The sequence below is a fragment of the Flexivirga alba genome, assembly GCF_042661025.1.
GTDB lineage: Bacteria > Actinomycetota > Actinomycetes > Actinomycetales > Dermatophilaceae > Flexivirga > Flexivirga alba.
The window spans coordinates 2,904,026-2,927,552 of the sequence record NZ_JBHSWH010000001.1 but is presented as its reverse complement, the minus strand read 5'-3'; the positions used below and the strand labels follow the sequence as shown (position 1 = coordinate 2,927,552).

28 protein-coding genes are annotated in these 23,527 nt (G+C 67.6%); 13 read left to right on the top strand and 15 right to left on the bottom strand.

Features of this window, described 5'->3' with window-relative positions:
• The first annotated feature begins 38 nt into the window (after positions 1 to 38).
• From ACFQDH_RS14350 to ACFQDH_RS14340, 3 genes are read left to right on the top strand one after another with little or no spacing between them, the layout of a single operon-like run.
• The gene (locus ACFQDH_RS14350) at positions 39 to 1,118 is read left to right on the top strand and encodes a polyprenyl synthetase family protein (protein WP_382403065.1); all 1,080 of its coding nucleotides are present in this window, start codon (positions 39 to 41) and stop codon (positions 1,116 to 1,118) included.
• Positions 1,115 to 2,605 (top strand): phytoene desaturase family protein, encoded by a 1,491-nt coding sequence (locus ACFQDH_RS14345; protein WP_382403064.1) that lies wholly within the window; start codon positions 1,115 to 1,117, stop codon positions 2,603 to 2,605. The genes ACFQDH_RS14350 and ACFQDH_RS14345 overlap by 4 nt, the downstream gene beginning before the upstream one ends.
• Entirely contained in the window at positions 2,598 to 3,494 is an 897-nt protein-coding gene (locus ACFQDH_RS14340) for a phytoene/squalene synthase family protein (RefSeq protein WP_382403063.1), read from the top strand. Before ACFQDH_RS14345 ends, ACFQDH_RS14340 begins: the two co-directional genes overlap by 8 nt.
• Here the strand turns inward: ACFQDH_RS14340 and ACFQDH_RS14335 are convergent.
• Genes ACFQDH_RS14335 through ACFQDH_RS14325 form a run of 3 tightly spaced genes read right to left on the bottom strand, consistent with a single transcriptional unit; the run spans position 3,433 to position 4,466 of the window.
• Positions 3,433 to 3,774 (bottom strand): lycopene cyclase domain-containing protein, encoded by a 342-nt coding sequence (locus ACFQDH_RS14335; RefSeq protein ID WP_382403062.1) that lies wholly within the window; start codon positions 3,772 to 3,774, stop codon positions 3,433 to 3,435. The genes ACFQDH_RS14340 and ACFQDH_RS14335 overlap by 62 nt on opposite strands.
• The gene (locus tag ACFQDH_RS14330; protein ID WP_382402414.1) at positions 3,771 to 4,091 is read right to left on the bottom strand and encodes a lycopene cyclase domain-containing protein; all 321 of its coding nucleotides are present in this window, start codon (positions 4,089 to 4,091) and stop codon (positions 3,771 to 3,773) included. Before ACFQDH_RS14330 ends, ACFQDH_RS14335 begins: the two co-directional genes overlap by 4 nt.
• Before the next feature lie 3 nt (positions 4,092 to 4,094).
• The gene (locus ACFQDH_RS14325) at positions 4,095 to 4,466 is read right to left on the bottom strand and encodes an Rv2175c family DNA-binding protein (protein ID WP_382402412.1); all 372 of its coding nucleotides are present in this window, start codon (positions 4,464 to 4,466) and stop codon (positions 4,095 to 4,097) included.
• 209 nt (positions 4,467 to 4,675) lie between these two features.
• Here ACFQDH_RS14325 and ACFQDH_RS14320 point away from each other — a divergent pair, with 209 nt between their 5' ends.
• From ACFQDH_RS14320 to ACFQDH_RS14305, 4 genes are all read left to right on the top strand, one after another.
• Positions 4,676 to 5,521 carry a lytic transglycosylase gene (locus ACFQDH_RS14320; protein WP_382402410.1) on the top strand — a complete coding sequence of 282 codons (846 nt, stop codon included), beginning with the start codon at positions 4,676 to 4,678 and terminating at the stop codon, positions 5,519 to 5,521.
• A gap of 161 nt (positions 5,522 to 5,682) precedes the next feature.
• Positions 5,683 to 6,507 carry a protein kinase domain-containing protein gene (locus tag ACFQDH_RS14315; RefSeq protein WP_382402408.1) on the top strand — a complete coding sequence of 275 codons (825 nt, stop codon included), beginning with the start codon at positions 5,683 to 5,685 and terminating at the stop codon, positions 6,505 to 6,507.
• Complete coding sequence (locus ACFQDH_RS14310) at positions 6,486 to 7,547, top strand: Stk1 family PASTA domain-containing Ser/Thr kinase (RefSeq protein WP_382402406.1); 1,062 nt, start codon at positions 6,486 to 6,488, stop codon at positions 7,545 to 7,547. Before ACFQDH_RS14315 ends, ACFQDH_RS14310 begins: the two co-directional genes overlap by 22 nt.
• A 108-nt stretch (positions 7,548 to 7,655) precedes the next feature.
• A complete protein-coding gene (locus ACFQDH_RS14305; protein ID WP_382402404.1) occupies positions 7,656 to 10,037 on the top strand; it encodes an FUSC family protein in 2,382 nt (793 codons plus the stop codon).
• 15 nt (positions 10,038 to 10,052) lie between these two features.
• On the opposite strand, the gene ACFQDH_RS14300 is transcribed toward ACFQDH_RS14305, so the two are convergent.
• Positions 10,053 to 11,387, bottom strand: a complete 1,335-nt coding sequence (locus tag ACFQDH_RS14300) for a class II 3-deoxy-7-phosphoheptulonate synthase (protein WP_382404865.1) — start codon at positions 11,385 to 11,387, stop codon at positions 10,053 to 10,055.
• Positions 11,388 to 11,473: 86 nt separating this feature from the next.
• Positions 11,474 to 12,346, bottom strand: coding sequence for a lysophospholipid acyltransferase family protein (locus tag ACFQDH_RS14295; protein WP_382402402.1), 873 nt, complete (start codon positions 12,344 to 12,346; stop codon positions 11,474 to 11,476).
• A 162-nt stretch (positions 12,347 to 12,508) separates the two neighbouring features.
• Here ACFQDH_RS14295 and ACFQDH_RS14290 point away from each other — a divergent pair, with 162 nt between their 5' ends.
• The 3 genes from ACFQDH_RS14290 to ACFQDH_RS14280 are packed head-to-tail and all read left to right on the top strand — an operon-like array spanning position 12,509 to position 13,789.
• Entirely contained in the window at positions 12,509 to 13,165 is a 657-nt protein-coding gene (locus ACFQDH_RS14290; RefSeq protein WP_382402400.1) for an alpha/beta hydrolase, read from the top strand.
• On the top strand, positions 13,132 to 13,260 hold the full coding sequence (locus ACFQDH_RS14285) for a hypothetical protein (protein ID WP_382402397.1): 129 nt from the start codon (positions 13,132 to 13,134) through the stop codon (positions 13,258 to 13,260). The genes ACFQDH_RS14290 and ACFQDH_RS14285 overlap by 34 nt, the downstream gene beginning before the upstream one ends.
• A gap of 10 nt (positions 13,261 to 13,270) precedes the next feature.
• A complete protein-coding gene (locus ACFQDH_RS14280) occupies positions 13,271 to 13,789 on the top strand; it encodes a hypothetical protein (protein ID WP_382402395.1) in 519 nt (172 codons plus the stop codon).
• Here the strand turns inward: ACFQDH_RS14280 and ACFQDH_RS14275 are convergent.
• Genes ACFQDH_RS14275 through ACFQDH_RS14235 form a run of 9 tightly spaced genes read right to left on the bottom strand, consistent with a single transcriptional unit; the run spans position 13,786 to position 19,512 of the window.
• Complete coding sequence (locus ACFQDH_RS14275; protein ID WP_382402393.1) at positions 13,786 to 14,508, bottom strand: endonuclease/exonuclease/phosphatase family protein; 723 nt, start codon at positions 14,506 to 14,508, stop codon at positions 13,786 to 13,788. The genes ACFQDH_RS14280 and ACFQDH_RS14275 overlap by 4 nt on opposite strands.
• A complete protein-coding gene (locus tag ACFQDH_RS14270) occupies positions 14,505 to 15,515 on the bottom strand; it encodes an ROK family glucokinase (RefSeq protein WP_382402391.1) in 1,011 nt (336 codons plus the stop codon). Before ACFQDH_RS14270 ends, ACFQDH_RS14275 begins: the two co-directional genes overlap by 4 nt.
• A gap of 33 nt (positions 15,516 to 15,548) precedes the next feature.
• Positions 15,549 to 16,034 carry a hypothetical protein gene (locus ACFQDH_RS14265; protein WP_382402389.1) on the bottom strand — a complete coding sequence of 162 codons (486 nt, stop codon included), beginning with the start codon at positions 16,032 to 16,034 and terminating at the stop codon, positions 15,549 to 15,551.
• 1 nt (position 16,035) lies between these two features.
• Complete coding sequence (locus ACFQDH_RS14260) at positions 16,036 to 16,374, bottom strand: hypothetical protein (protein ID WP_382402388.1); 339 nt, start codon at positions 16,372 to 16,374, stop codon at positions 16,036 to 16,038.
• Positions 16,371 to 17,009: a hypothetical protein gene (locus ACFQDH_RS14255; RefSeq protein ID WP_382402387.1), complete on the bottom strand. Its 639-nt coding sequence runs from the start codon at positions 17,007 to 17,009 to the stop codon at positions 16,371 to 16,373. Before ACFQDH_RS14255 ends, ACFQDH_RS14260 begins: the two co-directional genes overlap by 4 nt.
• A 34-nt stretch (positions 17,010 to 17,043) precedes the next feature.
• Positions 17,044 to 17,487 (bottom strand): SRPBCC family protein, encoded by a 444-nt coding sequence (locus ACFQDH_RS14250; protein WP_382402386.1) that lies wholly within the window; start codon positions 17,485 to 17,487, stop codon positions 17,044 to 17,046.
• Positions 17,488 to 17,536: 49 nt separating this feature from the next.
• The gene (locus ACFQDH_RS14245; protein ID WP_382402384.1) at positions 17,537 to 18,367 is read right to left on the bottom strand and encodes a hypothetical protein; all 831 of its coding nucleotides are present in this window, start codon (positions 18,365 to 18,367) and stop codon (positions 17,537 to 17,539) included.
• Entirely contained in the window at positions 18,364 to 18,582 is a 219-nt protein-coding gene (locus tag ACFQDH_RS14240; protein ID WP_382402382.1) for a hypothetical protein, read from the bottom strand. The genes ACFQDH_RS14245 and ACFQDH_RS14240 overlap by 4 nt, the downstream gene beginning before the upstream one ends.
• Positions 18,583 to 18,612: 30 nt before the next feature.
• On the bottom strand, positions 18,613 to 19,512 hold the full coding sequence (locus tag ACFQDH_RS14235) for a LysR family transcriptional regulator ArgP (protein ID WP_382402380.1): 900 nt from the start codon (positions 19,510 to 19,512) through the stop codon (positions 18,613 to 18,615).
• 165 nt (positions 19,513 to 19,677) lie between these two features.
• Between ACFQDH_RS14235 and ACFQDH_RS14230 the strand changes: the two genes are divergently transcribed.
• The 3 genes from ACFQDH_RS14230 (at position 19,678) to ACFQDH_RS14220 (ending at position 22,442) form a co-directional block, all read left to right on the top strand.
• On the top strand, positions 19,678 to 20,274 hold the full coding sequence (locus ACFQDH_RS14230; RefSeq protein WP_382402378.1) for a LysE/ArgO family amino acid transporter: 597 nt from the start codon (positions 19,678 to 19,680) through the stop codon (positions 20,272 to 20,274).
• Between the two features lie 81 nt (positions 20,275 to 20,355).
• Complete coding sequence (locus ACFQDH_RS14225) at positions 20,356 to 22,116, top strand: DEDD exonuclease domain-containing protein (protein ID WP_382402376.1); 1,761 nt, start codon at positions 20,356 to 20,358, stop codon at positions 22,114 to 22,116.
• A gap of 44 nt (positions 22,117 to 22,160) precedes the next feature.
• Entirely contained in the window at positions 22,161 to 22,442 is a 282-nt protein-coding gene (locus tag ACFQDH_RS14220; protein WP_382402374.1) for an Lrp/AsnC family transcriptional regulator, read from the top strand.
• A 12-nt stretch (positions 22,443 to 22,454) separates the two neighbouring features.
• Here the strand turns inward: ACFQDH_RS14220 and trpD are convergent, their stop codons facing one another.
• Entirely contained in the window at positions 22,455 to 23,522 is a 1,068-nt protein-coding gene (gene trpD, locus ACFQDH_RS14215) for an anthranilate phosphoribosyltransferase (RefSeq protein WP_382402372.1), read from the bottom strand.
• Between the last annotated feature and the right edge of the window lie 5 nt (positions 23,523 to 23,527).

Here is a 23,527-nt window from a genome sequence, read left to right as displayed (position 1 = left end):
CTACGCTCAACTCGATCACCATTCGGAAGGACAGTCTCTTGCCCACCGCCGACCTCGACGACCTGCGAGCCCGCGTCCAGCACGCGCTCGATGAGGAGCGCCGGACCCAAGCAGGGATCCTGGCACCACTCGGGCCGGACATGGCCGACCTGCTGGACGCCGTCTTCGCGCTGCTGAGCGGCGGAAAGCGGCTGCGCGCGGGCTTCTTCTACTGGGGTTACCGGGCGGCCGGTGGCCCGGAAAGCGCCGCACTGGTGCGCGCAGCGATGTCCCTCGAGGTCTTTCAGGCCGCGGCATTACTGCACGACGACGTCATGGACGACTCCGACGTGCGGCGCGGTATGCCGTCGGCACACCGCCGCCTTGCCGACATACACAGCGAGCGCGGACTTGCCGGCGATCCAGGGCGCTTCGGCGAGGCCGGTGCGATCCTGGCCGGCGACCTGTGCCTCAACTGGACTGACGAGATCTACTCGACCAGTGGGCTACCCGCCGAGGGGTTGGCACGAGGGCGACGAGTCCTGAACACCATGCGCACGCAGCTGATGGGCGGGCAGTACCTCGACGTCATCGAGGCCGCACAGACCTGGGACAACGTGCCGACGGAGGAGCGAATCAGCCGGGCTCGCAAGGTGATTCGCTTCAAGAGTGCGAAATACACGATCGAGCACCCAGTGTTGATCGGAGCGACCTGCGCGGGGGCGGACGACGCCACGCTGTCCGCGTTGTCCGATTACGGTCTCGCGCTCGGGGAGGCGTTCCAGCTGCGCGACGACCTCCTGGGCGTCTTCGGCGATCCCGAGCAGACCGGCAAGCCGGCCGGTGACGACCTGCGCGAGGGCAAGCGGACAGTGCTCATCGCCTATGCGCTGCAGGGCATGAATCCGATGGATCTTGGGCGTTTCCGGGCTGTCTTCGGCGACCCGCAGATCGCCCCCGATGACGTGGTGTGGTTGCGCGAGAAGTGTGTGCGGACCGGAGCCGTCGACCAGACCGAGAAGCTCATCGCCGCCCAGGCAGATGCTGCCCGGACCGCCCTGGACACCGCCCAGCTGACTGACGAGGGCCGAGACGCGCTGCTCGACCTGATCGACATCTCCACGGCACGCTCCTCGTGATTCCGGGGCCCGGCGAACCGCGAACCGCGGTCGTGGTCGGCGCCGGTCTTGCCGGGCTCTCGACAGCGTTGCACCTGCGTGGCGCGGGGGTCGAGGTCACCGTCCTGGAGGCCGAATCAACTGCCGGCGGACGCTGCCCCGATGTGACGGTCGACGGCTACCGTCTCGACCTCGGGCCGACTGTCCTCACCGAAACCGACCAACTGGCAAGGGCATTCGCCGCCGTCGGTGAGACGCTCGAGGACCACCTGACGCTCGTCGACCTCGACCCGGCATACGTCGCACATTTTGCGGACGGCAGCAGCCTGTCGATGCACACCGATCCGCAGCGCATGCACGACGCCATACGGGAGCTGGCCGGCGAGCGGGACGCCGCGGGTTACGACAGGTTCGTCCGACACGTCCAGCGGTTGTATGACGTGGAGCTCCCTCATTTCATCGATCGCAACCTGGACGGTGTGCATTCGCTGATCCGCCCTGCCCTGCCGCGTCTCGCCGCGCTGCGAGGGTTCGGACGCATGGACCGGCTGATCGCCTCGTTCTTCCACGACGAGCGGCTCCGGCAGGCGTTCAGCTTCCAAGCGTTGTATGTCGGAGTGCCACCACACCGAGCTCGCGGCATGTTCGCCGTCGTCAGCGCGATGGACCTGGTGCACGGCGTCACCTATCCGGTCGGGGGCATGCATGCGATCGTCCGTGCGATGGTCGACGTCGCCCGAGCACACGATGTCGAGTTCCGGTTCGGCGAGCCGGTCGACGCCGTCCGGGCGGCCGGAGACGGTTATGAGATCCACACCGACCAGGCGGCGTATGACGCCGACGCAGTCGTGCTGACCTGCGAACCAGGCCGTGCCGCAACGCTGTTGGCCGACCCGGACGTCCTCCGCCCGGACACGACCCCCGCACCCAGCTGCGTGCTGCTCGCTGCAGGAGTGCCTGCCGGCCTGTCCGGCGCGGGGCACCATCATCTGCATTTTGGGACATCACTGCGCGGTGCGATGGACGACATCACCAGCGGCCGACCGATGCGCGACCCCAGCTTCCTGGTGTCAGTGCCGACCCGGACCGACCCGACGCTCGCCCCGGCCGGGTCCGACGTCCTCTACGCGCTCTTCCCCGCACCGGCGCGTCACGGCAGCGGCGCTGACGTGGACTGGCACGACCTGCGCGGCGCTTACCGGGCCCACATGCTGCGCTCCCTGACCGTGGCCGGCTACCCGGTCAACGACCTCGTCGGGGAACACCTGATCACGCCGCAGGACTGGGAGGATCGCGGAATGCCTTGGGGCACACCATTTTCCAGCGCGCATACCTTCCGGCAGAGCGGGCCGTTCCGCCAGCCCAACGTGATCGGTCCGCGGCTCGTGCTCGCCGGATCCGGCACGACGCCAGGTGTCGGCGTGCCGATGGTGCTGATCAGTGGTCGACTGGCCGCCGAGCGGGTGCTGGCCGGTCTTGGGCAGAGGCGCTTCACCAGGCATGGATGAGCTGAGCGCCGCCTATCGGACGTGCCGCGACATCAACGCTCTGCACGGCCGGTCGTTCTACCGCGCGACGAGCCTCCTGCCACCAGGTCGTCGCCCCCACGTCTGGGCCCTGTATGCCGTGGCCCGGCGCAGCGACGACCTGGTGGATGCTCCGGCGGTCGGCACTGATCCGTCAAATGCGTTGCGCGAGTGGGAATCCGAGGTGGCGACCGCCATATCTGGAGATTGCGAGTCGTCCGATCCCGTGCTGCGCGCGCTGCGCCATACAGTGCGGGAGTTCGCGATACCGGGCCGGCTCTTCGAGGAGTTCTTCGAGTCGATGCGCCGTGATCTGACGACGACCCGTTATGCCACCTGGGATGACCTGCGCAGTTACATGCGCGGCAGTGCCGCCGCGATCGGCGAGATGACCGCGCCGATCCTCGGCAGTGGTGCGGCCGGCCTGCCCTACGCTGCGGCTCTCGGCGAAGCATTCCAGCTGACCAACTTCATCCGCGATATTGCCGAGGACTGGCAACGCGGTCGGATCTACCTGCCGTTGCAGGACTTTCGCGCCGTCGGGTGCACCGAGGACGAGCTCGGCGCGTGCATCGCGACCGGCACGAGCAGCCCGGCACTGCGCCATTTGGTGCAGCTCGAGATCTCCCGCGCCCGCACCCTGTATGACGCCGCACAGCCCGGCCTCGCTGAGGTCGACCCGGTCGTCCGGCCTTGCCTACGAGCCGCTTTCGGCCTCTACAGCGAGATCCTGCGAGAGATCGAGCGACGCGACTTCGAGGTATGTCGAGGCCGCACGATCGTCCCAGCGGCACGGCGTGCCACCGTCCTCAGTCGTTCGCTGGCAGGTGGGCGCCCCTGGAGCTCCACCAGCGCCACGACACGATGGTGAGCAGCACCAGCGCGAACCCGAAGCCGATGTCTTCGATCGGCGCGTAGCAGATCCGCCAATCCCCCACGAAACGTTCGTGATTCGAGCCGAGGATGGCCGATCCGTCATACGTTACGATGCGCCGGCCGGTGAGCCAGCCGTTCACCGCCAGCTGCCCCACCAGCGTGATCGCGTAGGCGATCCACCACTGCAGTGTCAGCACGACGCGGGTGCGCACGACCAGCAGGTCGACGGCGAGCGCCACGGGCACCGCGATGAGTGCCAGCACGGTGTAGGTCATCGACCGCGCCGCCGTTGCAACAAGCTGCCGACGGCCTCATAACTCGCGATTCCGGCGAAGGGTATGACGACGAAGAACGCCCACTCCTCCAACGGCAACCCGAACAGCCGAACGCCCAGTACCTGCCCACCGTCGAAGTGCCATTGCCCGGCATGCGTGGCCCACAGGTCCCAGATCACGAATGGTGTTGCAGCGCAGGTGATCGTGGCGAACAGCACAGGCAACCGGCGCATCCGGGTCAGGCCGAACACAGGCACCAACGGCACCGTCGCCGCCAAGCAGACGACCAGCACCGCGGCATACGCCAGGTGCCGCATGGATCAGAACGCGAGTTCCGAGGCGCGCTTGCGCACCTCGGCCTTCCGGTGCGCCTGCAGCATCGTGATCGGCGAACCCTCGACCGGCAGGGTGGGGTCGACCGTGAACAACCACTCCAGGGCCTCGACCTGCGACAACCGAGCATCCAACAGCACGGTGATGGTGCCCTCGAGGGCAGTCAGCAGGTGGTCCTCCTCGACGAAGGCCGCCGGCACGCACAGCGCCTTGTTGGGGCCGACCCGGTGTGCGATGACAACCTTGTCGTCGACGAGCCGGCGCGCCTGGCGCTGGGTCAGGCCCAGCGCCTCGCCGAATTCGGGGATCGACAGCCAGTCTCCGACCAGTGTCTCCAGGTCGCTCGTCGCATCAGTCACGAGAGCAGAGTCTAGGCAACGCCCCAGCACGTATCGAAAGGGGCGCTTCGCACCCGGCGAACCGTAGTAACCACGGTCGGGAGTCTCGACACGCTTGCGGCGTGGGTCGGACATCTGACGTAGGTGAGCCGCTAGTTTGACAACGAGTCACATCTGTCCCAACTGCCACATCCGGACTGCCAGAACGTCCGCTCGGGCTAAGGAGACCCATGCCACCGCTCACCACCGGCGCACCCCCGGCTGCCGTACACGCCATCCACGCGAAGGCCGACACCCACGCCAAGAAGGCGTCCCAGCACGCGAAGCGGGCGAAGTCGAAATCACCGAAGCTGCATCCACGGCGTAGCACCGCCGTCGCCAAGAAGGCCACTCGGATCGCTTCGCCATACCGCGTGCAACGAGGCGACAACTTGACAAGGATCGCCGCACGCCACCATGTCTCCGTCGCGGCACTGATCAAGGCCAACGGCATCGGCGACCCGAACCGCATACTCAGCGGATCGGTGCTGCGCATCCCGCTATACGCGGTACCGCACAAGGCCGCGGCGCCGACGAAGGCCAACCCCAAGAGGACGGCGCACAAGACCGCGAAGAAGACTTCGAAAGCGACCCGTGGATCGGCCAGGGTCAGGGCGACCAGGGACGCTCTGGCAAAGCGCTCCGTGCCGAGCCGCACCCAGACCAAGTCGATGATCGAACACACCGCTCGCAGGTATGGCGTCAATCCCCGGCTCGCACTCGGCATCAGCTGGCAGGAGTCCGGCTGGAACCAGCGCGTGGTCTCACCGGTCAACGCGATCGGCACGATGCAGGTCCTGCCCCAGTCCGGTGAGTGGGCCTCGGGAATGGTCGGTCGCCACCTGGACCTGATTGACACACAGGACAACATCACTGCCGGAGTCGCGATCCTGCGCTACCTGACCAGCAACGCCGCGAACCTGGATCAGGCGATCGGTGGCTACTACCAGGGTCTCGCCGGTGTGAAGCAGCACGGGCCGTATGCCGACACCCGGCAGTACGTACGGAACGTCAAGGCCCTCATGGAGCGTCTCTGAGAGAGTCATCCCAGCGAAGCTTATTTTCATCAGGCACAGGAAGCTTGAGATGCGTTGGCGTTGCAGGGAGCTTGCGACTCGCAGCGCAAACGCAGAATAAGCCTCCAGGCGCGCCAGGTCACCTGACCGGCGCAGGAGCACGAGGTTCGTAGACTTTGAGTGTGTCAATTTCCGCACCATCGCTCGTCGGTCGCACGATCGACGAGCGATACGTCGTCCGCGAACACCTCGCCGACGGCGGAATGGGTTCGGTCTACGTCGCACTCGACGAGCGGCTTGACCGGGAGGTCGCGCTCAAGATCATGCGGCCCGATCTGGCCCGCGACGCCGACTTCGTGCAGCGCTTCCGCCGCGAGGCCCGCTCGGCAGCCCGGCTGACGCACCCCAATGTCGTCGCGGTGACCGACCAGGGCTCGGACCACGACTACGTCTTCCTGGCCATGGAGCTGGTCCGCGGGCAGACCCTGCGGCAGCTGATCCGGCGCGATGCACCGCTGCCGGTGCGGCAGGCGCTGGACTTCACCGAAGGCATCCTGCGTGCCCTCGACGCGGCACACCAGGCCGGGCTGGTCCACCGCGATGTCAAACCGGAGAACGTCCTGCTCGGCGCGCACGGCGTCAAGGTCGCCGACTTCGGGCTGGCCCGCGCGGTCACCACGGACACCCTCACAGGCGACAGCGACGTGCTGCTGGGCACCGCCGCCTATCTGTCGCCGGAGCAGGTCGAGAGCGGCCGGGCCGACGAGCGAAGCGACGTCTACGCCACCGGCCTGTTGCTCTTCGAGATGCTCACCGGTGAGAAGGCGTTCCCGGGCGACTCCCCCATCCACGTTGCCTACCAGCACGTCCACGGCACGATGCCGCTCCCGTCCGACGCGGTGCCGACGGTGCCTCGGGCGGTCGACGATCTCGTGATGCGAGCGACCGCGAAAACCCTGGCGACCGACCTGCCAACGCCGGCGCGATGCTGCACGAGTTGCACCTGACCCGCGACAGGCTCGGTTCGGCCGCACTCGACCAAGCTCCGCGCACCCAGCCGCTGGACCGTCCCGACGACCATGCGACCGGCCCGCTGGATGCCGACTCCACACAGCACATCGGTCGCGGCGGTCCGCCGCCGATCGGCCGCACCCGCCGTCGGCGCTGGCCCTGGGTCGCCGGGATCCTGCTCGTCGTTCTGCTGATCGCGGGCGGGCTCGGCGCGTGGGCCTTCACCGCCGGACCGTTGGGCACGGTCTCGGTCCCGACCGTCGCAGGCAAGAAGCAGGGGCGCGCCGTCGACGCCATACAACATGCGGGGCTGCACGTCCGCGTCACCCAGGTCTTCTCCGAGAAGGTCGCCCGCGGGGTGGTCGTCTCGGCGACCCCCGGTGCCGGCGACGACGCCCGGAAGAACTCCACGGTGACACTGACCGTCTCCAAGGGCGCCGAGCGCTACACCGTTCCGTCGGTGGTCGGGCAGACCGAAGCCGCCGCCCGCACCGCGATCACGAGCGCGCACTTGAAGGTCGGCAAGGTCACCCACGCATATGACGAGACGACCGCCAGCGGCAAGGTTGCTCAAGTCGCCCCGGATGGCGGCAGCACCCAGAAGCCCGGGACCAAGGTCGACCTGGTGATCAGCAAGGGCAAGCAGCCCATCGACATCGCCGATGTGACCGGTCGGCCCAAGGCGGACGCGGAGCAGACCCTCACCGACGCCGGCTTCACGGTGACGTTCGGTGCGGCGCAGCACAGCGACACCGTTGCCAGCGGCGACGTGATCAGCCAGAACCCGCCGAACGGCGTCGGCCACCGAGGCGACAAGATCCAGCTGGTCGTGTCCGAGGGGCCGGTCATGGTTAGCGTCCCCGAGGTTGTCGGCATGAGTGCCGGCGCCGCGAAGACCAAGCTCGAGGACCTCGGCTTCCAGGTCAAAACCAACTACCCACTGCTGGTGCCGGTCCTCTTCCAGGTGCAGGGACAGTCGGTCAAGGCCGACACCCAGGCACCGAAGGGCAGCACCATCACCATCGACGTCGTCTGATCGCTCCCTGTCCCCTGTCTGCGAGGTCACACGGAGCAGGTCCGGAAACGGAGGCCTCGTCCGATAGGATGCCTAAGTGATCACCCGGACTCTTTCCCTGCGCGCGGTATGACGGGAATCATCTCTCAGCCAGCCATCTCGGACGAGACACCCACGTCCGGCAACCCGAAGACTCCCACCCGACAGTTCGCGCCGCGCCGCACCCCGGCCGAATGGTTCGACCGGTTCCTCGCCGCCGACCCCGGACTCAACCGGCTGCGGATGGCAATGCAGGTGGTCGTCAGCATCGGGGCAGCGCTCTTGGCCGAGCGGATGTTCGTGAACGTCACCGGCGCCCTGCAACAACCGCTGACCGGATTGCCGACCGAGCTGGCCGCCAAGGCTGCGGCCGGCAATCACGCCATGCTGGTGATGAGCATGATGGTCGGCGCGATGATCTGCCTGATGGCGACCTTCTTCGGGCCGATGCTTCCGTCGGTCGGCCGCCTCTACCTCACCATCCTGCTGATGCCGATTCCGATGATCGCCGGCCTGGCCATCGGACTGGCGACCGGCAAGGACCGCCCGCTGGCGCTGACCCTGCTCGCGGTGATCCTCGCCGGCGGCGCCTACCTCCGACGTTTCGGTCCATGGGGTTTCCTCGTCGGCCAGTTGCTCTTCATGGGGCACTTCATGGGGTTCTTCCTGGGCGCCCAGGTGCCCTTCTCCAGTCTCGAGTGGCTCGCTCCGGAGGTCGGAATCGGCGCCCTCGTCGCGGCGGTTGCGCAACTGGTGTTGTTCCACCCCAGCCGGCGGCGAGCTTTGCGCCGGGTCCGGCGGACCTTCGCGAGTCGAGCACGGGCCCTCGTCGACAGCGCCCTGGAAGTCTTGGACGACCCCACCGACCGCCGGGCCGCGGCACGGCTGCGCCGGCGAACGGTCAACCTCAACGAGACCGCCCTGATGGTGGACGCAGCGCTGACCGCCCCCACCGCGCTCCCGGAGGGAACGTCGGCACGTCATCTTCACCAAGTCGTCTTCGACGCCGAGCAAGCGCTCAGCAACATGGCGAGGTTCGCCGCGACATTGGGGCAGTCCGGCATCAGCCGGGGCTACCGCGCGTCGGTCCGCACCTCCCTGATGGCGGTCGGGCATCACGACCCGGAGACGGCACGTCATACCGCCAGCAGGATGTTGGAGCAGCTGCGTGAGTATGCCGCTCGACCGCCCGCCGGCGACGAGGAGCGAAACCGGCGGGTGATCCTGCACCGATTCGCGACCAGCGTGCTCGACTGGGCCGACATCGCCGAGCGAACCTTCGACACGCAAGAAGTCGACGACCACACCGACTTCACGTCCTCCGTCCAACTGTTCGGCGGCTGGCTGCCAGGCTCGACGATGGTCAGTGCCGATGCGTCGACGGAGCGTGGGCCCCATGCGATCGACAGGGTCCGGTTGGCTTCTAATGTGCGAGTCGCCATACAGCTCGGGGTCGCGGTCACGGGTGCGATCCTGGTCGGCAGCGTCCTGTCCGACCGTCGTTTCTACTGGGCGGTCATCGCCGCGTTCGTGACGTTCATGGGTGCCAACAACGCCGGCGAACAGGTCCGGAAGGGTCTGCTGCGCGTCGTGGGCACCGTCGTCGGTGTCTTCGTGGGTTCACTGCTCGCCCATGCCATCGGTCACCACACCGATCTCGCTGTGCTCACGGTGCTCGTCGCCGTCGGCCTCGGCATCTATCTGATGCGGATCAGCTACGCCTTCATGGTCATCGGCATCACGGTGATGGTCTCGCAGCTCTATGTCCAACTCGGTGAATACTCCGATTCGCTCCTGCGACTGCGTCTGGAGGAGACGGCCATCGGAGCCGCGATCGCGATTCTCACGGTCATCCTCGTGCTGCCCATCCGGTCGTGGCAGGTTGTGCGCATCGCCGCCAGGGCGCACGTCCAAGCCGTTGCAGCCCTTGCGGACGGCGCGCTGCGGCGGGCGACCGGAGGATGCACCGACTCCGAGTTGCGTTCTGCTGCAAGAGATCTCGACGCGGCACATCAGACGCTGGTCGCCTCGCTGAAGCCCTTGCGCGGCGTGCCGGGGCCGAACAGCGACATACACCGCCGGTTGCGTTCGTCGGCCGATGCGTCCGTGCACCGCGCCCGGATGCTGTTGAAGGAAAGCGGCCGCCTGCATGCCGCGACGACCGAGTGGACGGGCACCGACCTGAGCGGCGACGTCGCGGCCCTCGACGACGCACGCAATCACTTCACCGCATCGATAGGGGCCATCGCCGAAGGTCTCACCGAGGATCGTCGTACGAGCGACTACGTCTACACCCGCTCGGCATCTCTCTTCGACACGATCGCGACACAACGCTCGGACGCCGACCTGATCACCCCCGCACAGCTGCTGCTACGCGACGCCCGCCTGCTGGACGAGTCGATGGCTGCCTTCGCCGCCGCCGCGGACCTGCAGGTCCGCGCCCTCGACACCGTCGCCCTCCATGCCGAATGACGGCTTGGCGGTGGATCAGCGGTGGGAGAGCATCTCTGCGACGAGGAATGCCAGCTCCAGGCTCTGCTGGTGGTTCAGGCGCGGGTCGCAGGCGGTTTCGTAACGCTTCTCGAGGTCGGCGTCCAGGATCTTCTCGCTGCCACCGAGGCACTCGGTCACGTCGTTGCCGGTGAGCTCCACGTGCAGCCCGCCAGGCACCGTGCCGAGGTCGCGGTGGACCTCGAAGAAGCCACGAACCTCGTCGATGATGTCGTCGAACTCGCGGGTCTTGTAGCCGGTGGACGACTCGAAGGTGTTGCCGTGCATCGGGTCGCAGATCCAGACGACCTTCGCACCTGTCTCGGTGACGCGGCGGACGATCGCCGGCAGCTTGTCGCGGACGTTGCCCGCGCCCATTCGGGTGATGAACGTCAACCGGCCGGGTTCGTGCTGCGGGTCCAGGTGCTCGATCAGCGACACGACCTCGTCCGGGTCGGCCGACGGGCCGAGCTTCACACCGATCGGGTTGTGGATGCGCGCCGCGAAATCGATGTGGGCGTTGTCCAGCTGACGAGTCCGCTCCCCGACCCACACGAAGTGTCCCGACACCGCGTATGGGTTGCCGGTGCGGGAGTCGATGCGCGTCAGCGGCTGCTCGTAGTCCAGCAGCAGCGCTTCGTGACTGGCGAAGAACTCCACGCCGGACAGCGGTGTCGACTCGAAGTCGACACCGCACGCGAGCATGAACTTCATCGCCTGGTCGATCTCACGGGCGATCGACTCGTACCGCGAGTAGGCCGTGTTGGCGATGAAGCCGCGGTTCCACTCGTGGACCTGCCGCAGGTCGGCGAAACCGCCTGTGGTGAAAGCGCGTACGAGGTTCAGCGTCGACGCCGCCGTGTGGTAGGCGCGCAGTAGCCGCTGCGGATCGGGCGTGCGTGACTCCGTGTTGAAGTCGAAGTCGTTGATGATGTCGCCGCGGAAGGCCGGCAGCGTCACGTCGCCGCGGGTCTCGGTGTCCTTGCTGCGCGGCTTGGCGTACTGACCGGCCAACCGGCCGATCTTGACGACGGGGGTGCTGGCGCCATACGTCAGCACGGCCGCCATCTGCAGGATCGTCTTGACGCGGTCCCGGATGTTGTCCGCGGTGGCCTCCGAGAAGCGCTCGGCGCAGTCGCCACCCTGCAGCACGAAGGCGTTGCCGAGCGCTGCAGCGGCAAGCCGCGAGCGCAACACGTCGCACTCACCGGCGAAGACGAGCGGCGGCGCGGCGGCGAGTTCGGCACGGACGCGATAGACCTCGGCAGAGTCCGGCCACTGCGGCTGCTGCAGTGCGGGCAGAGCCGGCCACTCGATCTGCTCGGTCAGCAGCCGGGGCGTGGAAAAGGCGTCTGGGGTCGTCGTGCTCACCGGTCAAGGGTACGGGCGCGATATGGGTATGCCGCGCCCGGTATTGCCTAGTGGTCCGAATCAGAAGTAGAGGTGGTGCGATTCTCGTCGCCGCCGTCCTCAGGCACGGCCTGCGCCTCGGTCTCGTCGGGCTCGTCGACCGGTGCGCCATCGGTGGTCTTCTCGTCCTTGTGATGCTGCAGTCGATCCTTGGCTTGAGTCGCGAGCGCGGCCGCGCCACCACCGATCTCTTTCGCCTTCTGCGTCAGGCCGCCCTTCTTCAGCGACGCGGCATAGACGTCGACATACTCCTGGCCGGTGAGCAGCATGATTTCGTACATCACCTCGTCGGTGATCGACCGGAGCACGAAACGGTCGTCCTCCATGCCCTCGTAACGGGAGAAATCGATCGGCTCACCGAAGCGGACGTGCGGTCGGACGATCCGACCGAAGAGCTTGCCCTGTGGTGCGATGACGTCGGTGCCGATGACACCGACCGGGATCACCGGTGCGCCGGACTCCAACGCTATCCGCGCAAGGCCGGTCTTGCCCTTGAAGAGCCGACCGTCAGGCGACCGGGTCCCTTCGGGGTAGATGCCGAAGATGTCGCCCTCACGCAGGATCCGCAGGCCGGTCTCGAGTGCGCCCGCGGCAGCCGTGCCGCTGCTCCGGTCGATCGGCACCTGGCCGGCTCCGGAGAAGAACGCCTTCTGCAGGCGACCCTTGATGCCCGGCGTGTTGAAGTACTCGGCTTTGGCCACGAAGGTCACGCGGCGCGGGATCACCAGCGGCATGAAGAGCCAGTCCGCGATCGAGAGGTGGTTGCTCGCCAGGATGACCGGTCCCCGCTCAGGGACGTGCTGGGCACCCTCGACCGTCGGGCGGAAGACGCCCTTGAGCAATGGGCCCAGCAGCACCCACTTCAGCAACCAATAGAACACTGCATCTCCTTCTCACCGGGGCTGGTTCCCATCGCTCGCACCTGCAACCGAATGGAGTCACCGGGTTCGCGTGCAGGATACGGCAGGCGTCACGCGCCACGACTGAGGTGAAAGGATGTTGCCGGACGATCACCTCGAAACGGACTCAGCAAAGGAATCACCATGGACCTCCTTCCTGGAGCCGAGCCCTTTGCTCACGACGGTTCGGACGTCGGTGTGCTGGTCTGCCACGGCTTCACCGGAACCCCGCAGAGCATGCTGCCGATCGCCCGCCGGTGCGCCGATGAGGGATACACCGTGCGCCTGCCCCGCCTGCCCGGTCACGGTACGACGTGGAAGGAGCTCAACACCAAGCGCTGGACCGACTGGTGGTCCGAGATCGATGCTGCGTATGACGAGTTGCGGCAGCGCTGCGATCGCATCGTCGCGGTCGGCCTCTCGATGGGCGGCACGCTCGCGACGCTCGCGGCGCAGAGCCACCCCCACGGCATACACGGCCTGGCGCTGATCAACCCGGCCTACACGATGCGCGACATCCGACTCAAGGCGCTGCCGGCGCTGCAGCACGTGGTGCCGTCGATCGCATCGATCGCCAACGACATCAAGAAGCCCGGAGCCCGAGAGGTCGCCTACGACCGCACCCCGCTGCGCGCATTGCAGTCGCAGCGCGAGATGTGGGCGCAGGTGACACGCGACCTGCCGCAGGTGACCCAGCCAGTCCTCCTGCTGCACTCCCCGACGATCACGTCGTGCCACCGGAGTGCTCGGCGCTGTTGCTGGCCCGAGTGTCCAGCACGGACAAGACCGAGATCCTGCTGACCGACAGCTATCACGTGGCCACCCTCGACAACGATGCCGCTCTGATCGAGGATGAAATCATGCAGTTCATCCAGCGGGTGACTTCGCGGCCATGATCGAGCCTGTATGAGCCTCGAGGGCCGCGAGGAGCCGGAGGAGCAGACCGACATCGATCGCCGGTTTGCCGAGATCGTCGCGCAATTGGAGCCCCAGGAGGCGGACTGGGACGAGGCCGTGACGCCCGCCCCTTCGACCGATACCGATACCGATACCGATGCCGGTGCCGATGAGGACGACGACGTCGAGAGCGCGACGCCGGAGCCCACGCCACTCGCGGGCCTACCCAGTCAATGGCGTATGCCGCCGAGTGGATCCGCGTCGATGCTGGACGATGACGAGGCTGACGTCTTCGTGCCGGCGCCGCCGCAACCCCTGCCGAGCGGTGACGACATGGGTTTCTGGGCGATGGTCGGCTGTTTGGTCGGCGGACCGGCCTGGCTGCTCTATCTTTTCTTCTTCGACCGCTACGCACCCTCGCTGTGGTGGGTACTGGCGTGCGCGCTGTTCGTCGCCGGAGTCGTCCAACTGTTCATGCGGTCACCGAAGAACCGAGACGACGATGACGACGACGGCGCAGTCCTCTAGTCCGACACCGCCAGAGCACTGACGTCGAGGTCGACGACCACCGGCAGGTGATCGGTCGCCGCGGCCAGCCGCGGCTCGGCCAGGCCCAACTCCGGTGTGCTGCCTGCTAATCCGGCCGATGCGAAGATGCCGTCGATGCGCTTGTGCGGCTGCTGCGCGGAGTAGGTCGGCCGGTCCGCGGACACTTCGCGCAGCTCGTGAGCCAGGTACCGCCACGCATCCCCGGATGGCTCCTCGTTGAGGTCGCCGCCGACCACGATCGGCGAATCCGCCACGCTCGCCGCGGCGAGCAAAGCCTTGGCCTCGGGCAATCGATCGGTACCTCGCAACGACAGGTGTGCGCTGGCAGCCACCAGCGGCCGATGCCCCGGCAACCGAAGCGTCGCCATACCGAAACCGCGCGGCTCGTCGAACCTGCGCACGGGCAACCGGCCGTGCCACGCATCGAGCACGTCCAGGCGCAGGCTCGTCATCAGCGTGGTGCTCATCCGAAAACGCTTCCCGCCGAACCATGTCAGCCCGACCTCGTCGGCGAACGTCGCGATGCGATGACCAGAGACCGGATGCCTCGGCGCCTCCTGCACCAGCAGCACGTCCGGTGCGATGGTGCGGATCACCTCAACCAGCGCCGCACGATCGTCCTTCAGCGCACGCACGTTGTATGACGCCACCCGGATCACGTGTGGATCGCGAGGCGCACCAGGGGCGACCTGGCTCATTCTGACTCCTCCTCGACCGTGCCGGCCCGTTCGGCGACGGCGGTGCGGGCCAGGTCCGCGGCTCCCACGAACCCCGACTCGTTGCCGAGCGCGGCCTGCACGATGCGTGCCTCCGGCCGATAACCGCGGCCGGCGAGATGCCGACGGAACGAGTCACGTGCCGGGTCCAGCAGCATGCTCCCGGCGGCACTCACGCCGCCGCCGATCACGAAGGCTCCGGGGTCGAACGCGTTGGCCAGGTTGGCGAGGCCCGTCCCCAGCCAGGTACCGATCTCGGCAAGCAACTCGGCGGCCGTCGGATCGCCCGCGCGTGCAGCCTCGGTCACCATCGGACCGGTCAGCTCACGCGGGTCACCACCGACGCTCGCCGCGAGGTCGTGCGCCAGTGGCGATCCGGCCATGACCAGCGAACGGGCCTCTCGCACCAACGCATTGCCGCTGGCGTACTGCTCCCAGCAGCCTCGGTTACCACACTCGCAGCGGTGCCCACCGGGCATGACCTGCATGTGACCGAACTCCCCGGCGATACCGAACCGGCCGCGCTGGATACGGCCGTTGACGACGATCGCGCCGCCGATGCCGGTGCCGAGGTTGACCATCACGACATGGGATTCACCCTGGACATTGCCGAAGCGGTATTCGGCCCAGCAGGCCGCGTTGGCATCGTTGTCCACGAAAACCGGCATATCGAGGCGTTGCAGCAGGGCATCGCGCAACGGCTCGTGGCGCCACGACAGGTGCGGTGCGAAGACGACCGTCGCGCGGTCAGCCGCCACGAACCCCGCGGCGCCAATGCCGACCGCGACCACGTCGCTCGCAGCGCGGGCCAGCAGGTCCTGCACGACCTCGACGATGAGATCCTCGACGACCTTCGGCTCGGTCGTGCGATGCGGAGTGTTCCGGCGGACCTGATCGAGCACGGCCCCCGAGGCGTCCACCAGGCCGCCGGCAACCTTGGTGCCGCCGATGTCGATGCCGATCGCGAGAGAGGTCTTGGGATCCGTCACCGCGCCAACTCCCTTGCTCGTTCCCGGCCCATCTCAGTCGTCGTCCCCACCGGTCACCGGGACGTCCATCCCGCGGTCCGGGTGTTGCCCCGACGAGCCGGGGTCGCCGGTTCCGGTGTCGGACGTACGACGCTGCTCCGCCGCGGAGTGCAGACCTCCGGCCACCAGGCCAAGGAGGTCGGCCACCCGGTCCAGTAGGTCCGGCTGGACGGCCTGCACCAGGCCCGCCATACGGCAGACAGGGCACATCCGACAGACGGCTTCCACCGCGGCACCGTGTGCGCAATCGCAGCTGGGGGCTGCGGTGCCGTCCCTCGGCGGCGCACTCGGCGCGTCCGCGGATTCCGTGCCACTGGTGGCTGCTTGGTCAGCCGGCGCGTCGTGCATCGCGACGTCGGCCGCAAGCTTGCCGTTCTGCGCCCAGACCGCGAACGCCTCGGCCAACCGCATCGCTTCGTCGGCGACGTTGGACGCACCGGACTGTTTGTCGTCAGGGTCGGAGGGCTCGTCGGGTGTCACGTCAGGCTCCTGCTCGGTTCGGGCGGAATGCAACGTCAAGCATGCCGTCTCGCAGCTGGGCACCCGACGGGTGGCATCGCTGCAATGCCGACGGCAGCTCCAGCAGTGACTGGTAGCCACATGCCGAAAGGGTGAGGCTGTGCCCGGACCAATGGAGCTTGAGATCCCGAAAATCATTGAGCGGCAACGGCATCCGCATGTGGTAGCCCTCCGTCGCATCGTCGGGCTGGATCCGCAACGGGAGTTCGGTGTCCCGCTGAAGTTCGGCGAGCAAGTCCTTCGGTGCAAGACGCGGCACACCGGGCAACAACTCGCTGAAGCGACCATCCAGGCCGGTCACACCACGCACCCGCACCCCGCTGAGCCCGACACCGACGCCGAGTCGCGCTGTCTTTCCTCCTCGCCGGCGACCAGCAACGCACCGCCGGACGCACCGCACAGTGCATTGCGTATGCCGCGCGCCCGCTGCGCGGCCGACTGCAGGTGCGCCAGCATCGCCGGCCCTGAGCGTCGGCCGCCGATCGCCGCGAGCAGCGGCCTGCTGGTGCGCAACCAGCCGGTGCCGAGACGCGACATCCGCAACAGGGTGCCGGGCAGTGTCCTGGCCAGTCGCGCCAGCTCCGGAGCGTTCGCACCAGAGTCGATGACAACCAGGTGATCGGCAGGCAGGTCGACCGGGATCGACCACAGGAGTTTCAGGGACGCAGCAGTCGTCGTATGCCGCAACGGTTCGAGCAATTCGGCGGAGCCGCCGAGCATTTCAAGCACGGGGTGGCCGCCATCACCGTCGGTGCCCTCTGGGGCCACCCGGAGCACAGACGCTTCACGACATCGCGTGCCGGCCCCGTCATACGGGTCGTCGTCCAGGACGGTGACCCCGCGGCCTGTCGCGGCAATCTGGTCGGCGACGTGCGCGGCCGCGGTCGACGCTCCCGCTCCACCGGGTCCCGCTACCAGCAGAACGTGTGGAGCCATCAGGCACGTTGTTCTTGTTCAGAAATAACTTCCATCAGCCCTCGACGCGCTTCTTCAAGCCCTTCAAGGCGGTTTCGATGATTGTCTTCTCCGCCTTGCGGCGGATCATGCCGATTACCGGGATGCTCAGGTCGACGGTGAGTTCATAGGTGACGTTTGTCGTTTCGCCGTCACTGGTCAGCCGATAGATGCCGTCGAGCGATTTCAGGATGCTGGATTTCACCAGCTCCCAGGACACGACTCCGGTGCCGTCCTCGGCGACGTCCCACGTGTAGGCCAGCACGTAGGTGTCTTTGATGACACCGGCATCCAACGTCAACTGGACCTGCAGCGGCCAGCCCTGCTCATCTTCGCTGAGCACCTCTGCGCTCTTGATCTGGCCGGTCCACTCCGGGTAACCATCGAAGTCTGCGATCACATCGAGCACTTCGGCAGGTGCGGCTTTGATCGAAACGGAGGACTTGGTGCTGTCGGCCATGCCGGGGAGCCTACCTGCAGGCGAAGAGCAAAGGTCGGCCCGTGACGATTCAGCCGCCGGTAGCGCTCGACGTGCTGTCGGCGGCGACCTGGGTCCGCAGGAATTGCTGGAACGGCGGGCGCAGCGACCTCATCGACGACCCGAACGCGGCCGCGAACTCAGCCAGCTGACCGGTGTGCACCGATCGCACGAAGCCGGTGAATCGGGTAGTCCCGAACCGGTCGACGAGGAACGCGCACCACGCGTAGGCCTCCTGGTATGCCGCCTGTGGGGCGGACCGGAACCGAGCGTCCGACGGCGGCCCGATCGGCACGTGTCCGGCACGTACCGCGGCGGCGAGTTGGGGTGCCAGCCGCGGTAGCGTGAGGCCGGTGGGCCGATAGGCGGTGAACTCGGCTGCGCCCTCGACCACCCACCGGGCGATGTCGGAGTCACCGGCTTGATGCAGCGCCACGTGCGTCAGCTCGTGGGTGAGCACGACCACCACGCCCTGGCCGGTGACCTGGCTGAACAGGGCCGGCGCCAGCACGACGCGGCCCGCCGCCGTCGTCGTCGCCGCGATCTGGGCGCCTGGTTCGGCCGAACCGCCCGCGGCTCGGAACCCGGCGTCGTCGGCCGGCACCTCGATGTGCACCGGCTCGGTCAGCACCGAACTCCCCCACAACTTCCGGACCCGGTCCACTGCGGTGCGAGCGTCGCGGACGACGGTTCGCAACCGCGCCTCGGGTGCGCTGCCGGTGACGACGAGCTGTCCGTCGCGCACGGTGTGCGATGCACCGGTGGCCGACGAGGAACAACCGGCAACGACCCCACCGACCAGCACCCAGCCGACGCAGCACGCCATACGACGCGTGATCGCCTGCCGGGTTGACGTCTTCACCCGGTCGACCGTAATGGCTTCCAGGGTTCGATCCGCGCGGTGGCCGACACCGCTTCCTGTGCCGAGATCAGCCCGGCCGACGCGAGAGTGTCGACCGCGCGTCGCTCGTCGCCGTCCAGGCGTTGCTCCAGCGGTGCGAGCTGCAGCAGCGCCGTCACCATGCAGTCGGCGCATTGCCGGTCGCGCACTGGGCAGGTGTCGCAATCGATCCGCATGTCATCACCTCTTCGTTCGTGGTCGATGGATCAACCTTCGACTCGAACGCTAGGGCGGACGTGTGACAAGGCTCTGCGCGATGCCTGGGCCACGGCATCGGACAGTCGCTGCAGGGATTCGGTCCGCAGCCGCCAGGCCTGCCAGTAGAGGGGCACGTCGGCGACGTGCTCCCGCACAACCCGCACGAGCTCTCCCTCGTCGATCCGGCGGCGCGCCTGCGCCACCGGCAGCATGCCCCATCCGAGCCCGGCGGCCACCGCGGCCGCGAACGACTCCGAGGAAGGAACCTCGTGCAGGGCGCCGGTCGCGTGCATGTCGCGCACACGCAACAGCTCGTCCTGCAAGTCGTCACGCTCGTTGAACCGCACCATCGGCATCGAGCCGAGATCGACCTTGCGACCACGGCGGTGCCGCTCACGCAGCTGCGGGGTGCACAGCGGCAGGTACCGCATCGTCCCCAGCTGTATGACGGAACACCCTTGCACCGCAACCGGATCGGAGGTGATCGCGGCGACCACCGACCCCGCACGGAGCAGGGAGCTGCTGTGGGCCTGGTCCTCGACGCGCAGACGCAGTGCGACGTCCTGCCACTCTGCCGCCACGCGCAGGACCTCCTCGAACCAGGTGGCCAGGGAATCGGCGTTGACGGCAATCGCGAGGTCGTCGACACCGCCCTCGCGCAGGCCGAGCTCCGCGAGCGCCTCGTCCTCCAGCGCCATCCGCTGCCTGCCGAGGCGGAGCAGGACTTGTCCCGCTTCGGTCGGCCGAACCGGCGAACTACGTTGCACGACAACGGCGCCCACTGAAATCTCCAGTGCGCGAATCCGCTGGCTGACCGCCGACGGGGTGATCATGAGCCGCCGCGCCGCAGCCTCGAAAGTGCCTTCGTCGGCGACCGCGACCAACGTGCGGAGCTGTTCGTCCTGCATGGAGGCTTATTCTGCGCTGGCGTTGCGAGTCGCGAGCTCCCTGCAACGCCAACGCATCTCAAGCTTCCTGTGCCTGTCCAGAATGAAATTCATGAAGCAATGCTAATGGTTCATCAGAAACATTCGCTGTTCTGAAGAGCGTTCCGGTCGTAGGTTTGGCCCGCCATGTTCAGCGCACTCCTCACCGGTCTCTTCACCGGTCTGTCCCTCATCGTCGCCATCGGTGCACAGAACGCCTTCGTGCTGCGCCAGGGCCTGTCCCGCGAGCACATCGGCACGGTGATCCTGATCTGCATCGCCGGCGACATCCTGTTGATCACGGCAGGGGTCGCCGGTGTGGGAGCGCTCGTCCAGAGCCATCCCACCGCGCTGACCGTGTGTCGCTGGCTCGGCGCGGCATACCTCGTGTGGTTCGGGATCCGGTCGCTGCTTGCGGCGCGGCACCCGTCCTCGCTCGGCGCCGGCGCCCCGACGGCACGCGGGTCGGTGGCGGCTGTGGCGCTCACCATCACGTTCCTCAACCCGCACGTCTACCTCGACACCGTGCTGATGCTCGGCAACATCGCCAACCAGCACGGCACGACTGGTCGGTGGTGGTTCGCCCTGGGCGCTTGCATCGGCAGCATCCTCTGGTTCACCGTCATCGGGTATGGCGCCCGCTACGCCGCACGCTGGATGAGTCGTCCCGGCACCTGGCGGGTGCTGGACGTCCTCGTCGGCCTCACCATGCTGACCGTGGCCGTTCTGCTCGTTGTGCACTGAGTCCGCGGCGAGCCGTAGCTCGCTTGTCACACCTGCCGCATACGTTCGTCGCATGGAAGTTCAGCCAGCAGCGGTCGGCTCATGACCGTTCCCGCCGCGATCCAGTCGACGTTCGACGACCTGGGCACACCGCTCGCCGATGTCACCTTCGTCGTGCTCGACCTGGAGACCACCGGCGGCAGCGCGACCGAGTGCCAGATCACCGAGGTCGGCGCCGTCAAGGTTCGCGGCGGCCAACAGCTCGGCGAGTTCCAGACGCTGGTCAATCCCGGTGAGCCGATCCCGGCATTCATCTCGGTGCTGACCGGCATCACCAACCCGATGGTCGCCACTGCTCCGCACATCGGCTCAGTAATGCCGGCGTTCCTCGAATTCATCGGCGACGCAGTGCTGGTCGCGCACAACGCCCGCTTCGACATCACCTTCCTGAAGGTCAATTGCGAGCGGCTGCAACTGCCCTGGCCGGGCAACGTCGTGCTCGACACCGTCCACCTCGCCCGGCAATTGGTGACCCGCGACGAGGCCCCCAACCACAAGCTCTCCTCGCTGGCTCGCGTCTTCAGCACCCGGGTGACGCCTGACCACCGGGCACTGCACGACGCACAGGCCACCGTCGATGTGCTGCACGGACTGATCGAGCGCGTCGGCAACCTCGGCGTGCACACGCTGGAGGAGCTGCGGTCCTACACCTCACGGATCACGCCCGACCAGCGGCGCAAGCGTTTCCTCGCCGATTCGTTGCCGTCGGCGCCGGGCGTCTACGTCTTCAAGGACGAGCACGGCGAGCCGCTCTACATCGGCACCTCCATCGACATCAAACGCCGAGTTCGCAACTACTTCACCGCCAGCGAGCAACGCACCCGGATGGCCGAGATGGTCCGGCTGGCCACGTCGGTCACCCCGATCGTGTGCCACACGACGCTGGAGGCCCAGGTCCGCGAGCTGCGACTGATCGCCGAGCACAAGCCGCGCTACAACCGCCGCTCGCGTCATCCCGAGCGGGCGATGTGGCTCAAGCTGACGGCCGAGGTGTTTCCCCGCCTGTCGATCGTGCGCACCGTGCGCGACGACGGCGCCACCTATGCCGGCCCCTTCACCTCCCGCTCGGTCGCCGAGCAGGCAGTTGCCGCGGTCCACGAGGTGGTGCCGCTGCGGCAGTGCACCGGCCGGCTGTCGAGCAAGGGCACCGGTTCCGCGTGCGTGCTCGCCGAGATGGGTCGCTGCGGTGCTCCGTGCGACGGGCGGCAGTCCCCCGACGACTACGCCGAGATCGCCCGCCGGGTCGCACGCGCACTGGACGGTGACGGCCACCAGGTGATCGACGCACTGGGCGACCGGCTGCGCGCCCTGGCAGCCGACCAGCGTTTCGAGGACGCGGCCGTGGTCCGCGACCGCATGCTCGCGCTGGTGCGAGCTGCCGCACGCGCACAACGTCTGACGCCACTGGCCACCAGCCCGGAGATCATCGCCGCAGCGCGCACACCTGCCGGGGGCTGGGAGTTCACCTGTGTCCGCTACGGCCGCTTCGCCGGTGCCACGGTGTGTCCACCACGATCCGACCCGCGGGGCTTCATCGCCGCGCTGCGCGAAAGCGCCGAACACGTCGAGCGCCCGGAGGCTCCCGTCCCTGCGGCCACCCACGAGGAGACCGAGAAGATCTTGCGCTGGATGGAGCAGCCCGGGGTCCGCATCGTCGACATCGACGGAGTGTGGGTCTGCCCGGTCGGCGGTGCCGCCGGAGCCCAGGAGTCACTCGACGACACGATGACCGACCGCGGCGACGCTGTCGACTTCGACGACTCGACAATCTCACGACGACGACCGGGCCTGCGGGCGATCTGATCTCGACCGATAGCCCGGCCGCCGGGTGGCACTACGATTGCGCCATGATTTCTGCGATCGTGATGATCAAGGCCGACGTACACCGCATTCCTGAGGTGGCACAGGAGATTTCCGAGATCGACGGCATCGCCGAGGTCTACAGCGTGACCGGCGACGTCGACCTGATCGCGGTCGCGAGGGTGTCCCAACACGAAGATTTCGCGGACGTCATCGCCGACCGTCTCAACAAGGTTGAGGGAGTGCGCGACTCGCAGACGCACATCGCGTTCCGCACCTACTCCAGCAAGGACCTGGGCGCGGCATTCGCGATCGGCCTGGACGACTAGCGTCCCCGACGACTAGCGACGCGCAGCTTCGGTCGCGGCGGCCCACCGGTCGACGACCGCCGTCGCGGCGCCGGAGTCGATCGCTTCTCGTGCTCGGGCGAGCCCGGCATCGAGGGCGGCGTCCAGATCGTCATACGCACCGAACCGACCGGAATCGTCGCCGCCGGCGACGACAGCCAGCGCGAGTCCGGCGTTGAGCAAGACCGCATCTCGTACCGCGCCGGGTGCCCCGGAGAACAACTGACGGGCAACCGCGGCATTGTGCTGAGCGTCGCCACCTCGCAGGGCTTCGATGCCGACGAGTTGTATGTCGTGGTCACGCGGGTCGAGTGTGTGCGTGCTGACCTCACCGTCGGCGACCCAGTGCACCGTCGACGTGGTGGTCACCGTGACCTCGTCCAGCCCGTCGTCACCACGCGAGACCGCGGCGTTGCGACCGCGCTCGGCGAATACACCGGCCATCAAGGGCAGGATCGACGCGTCCGCGACACCGATCGAGGCGAACTGCGGCGCCGCCGGGTTGGTCAATGGGCCCAGCACGTTGAACGCCGTGCGGATGCCGAGCTCACTGCGCGTGGGCGCGGTGAACCGGAACGACGGGTGGAAGGTCTGGGCGAAGCAGAACGTGATGCCGGCAGCCTCCGCAACCGATGCGACCTGGTCGGCGGTCAGGTCGAGGCGGATCCCGAGTGCCTCCAGCACGTCGGCCGCGCCGGACTTCGAGGACGCCGCCCGGTTGCCGTGCTTCACCAGGGTCACACCGGCCCCGGCACAGACGATCGCGGACATCGTGGAAATGTTGACCGTGTGCGCGCCGTCGCCGCCGGTGCCGACGATGTCCAGAATGGTGCCGGGGACTCGGATCGGCACCGCGTGCCGAATCATCTCGTCGGCCAGGCCGCGCAGTTCATCGACCGTCTCACCCTTGGCGCGCAAGGCGACGAGGAAGCCGGCGATCTGGGATCCGGTGGCTTCACCGGACATGATGCGGTCCATCGCCCACCCCGCCTCAGGTGCGCTCAGGTCGCCACCGTCGAGCAACGTGTTGAGCAGGACCGGCCAACTGGTCTCCGCTGCCATCTCGG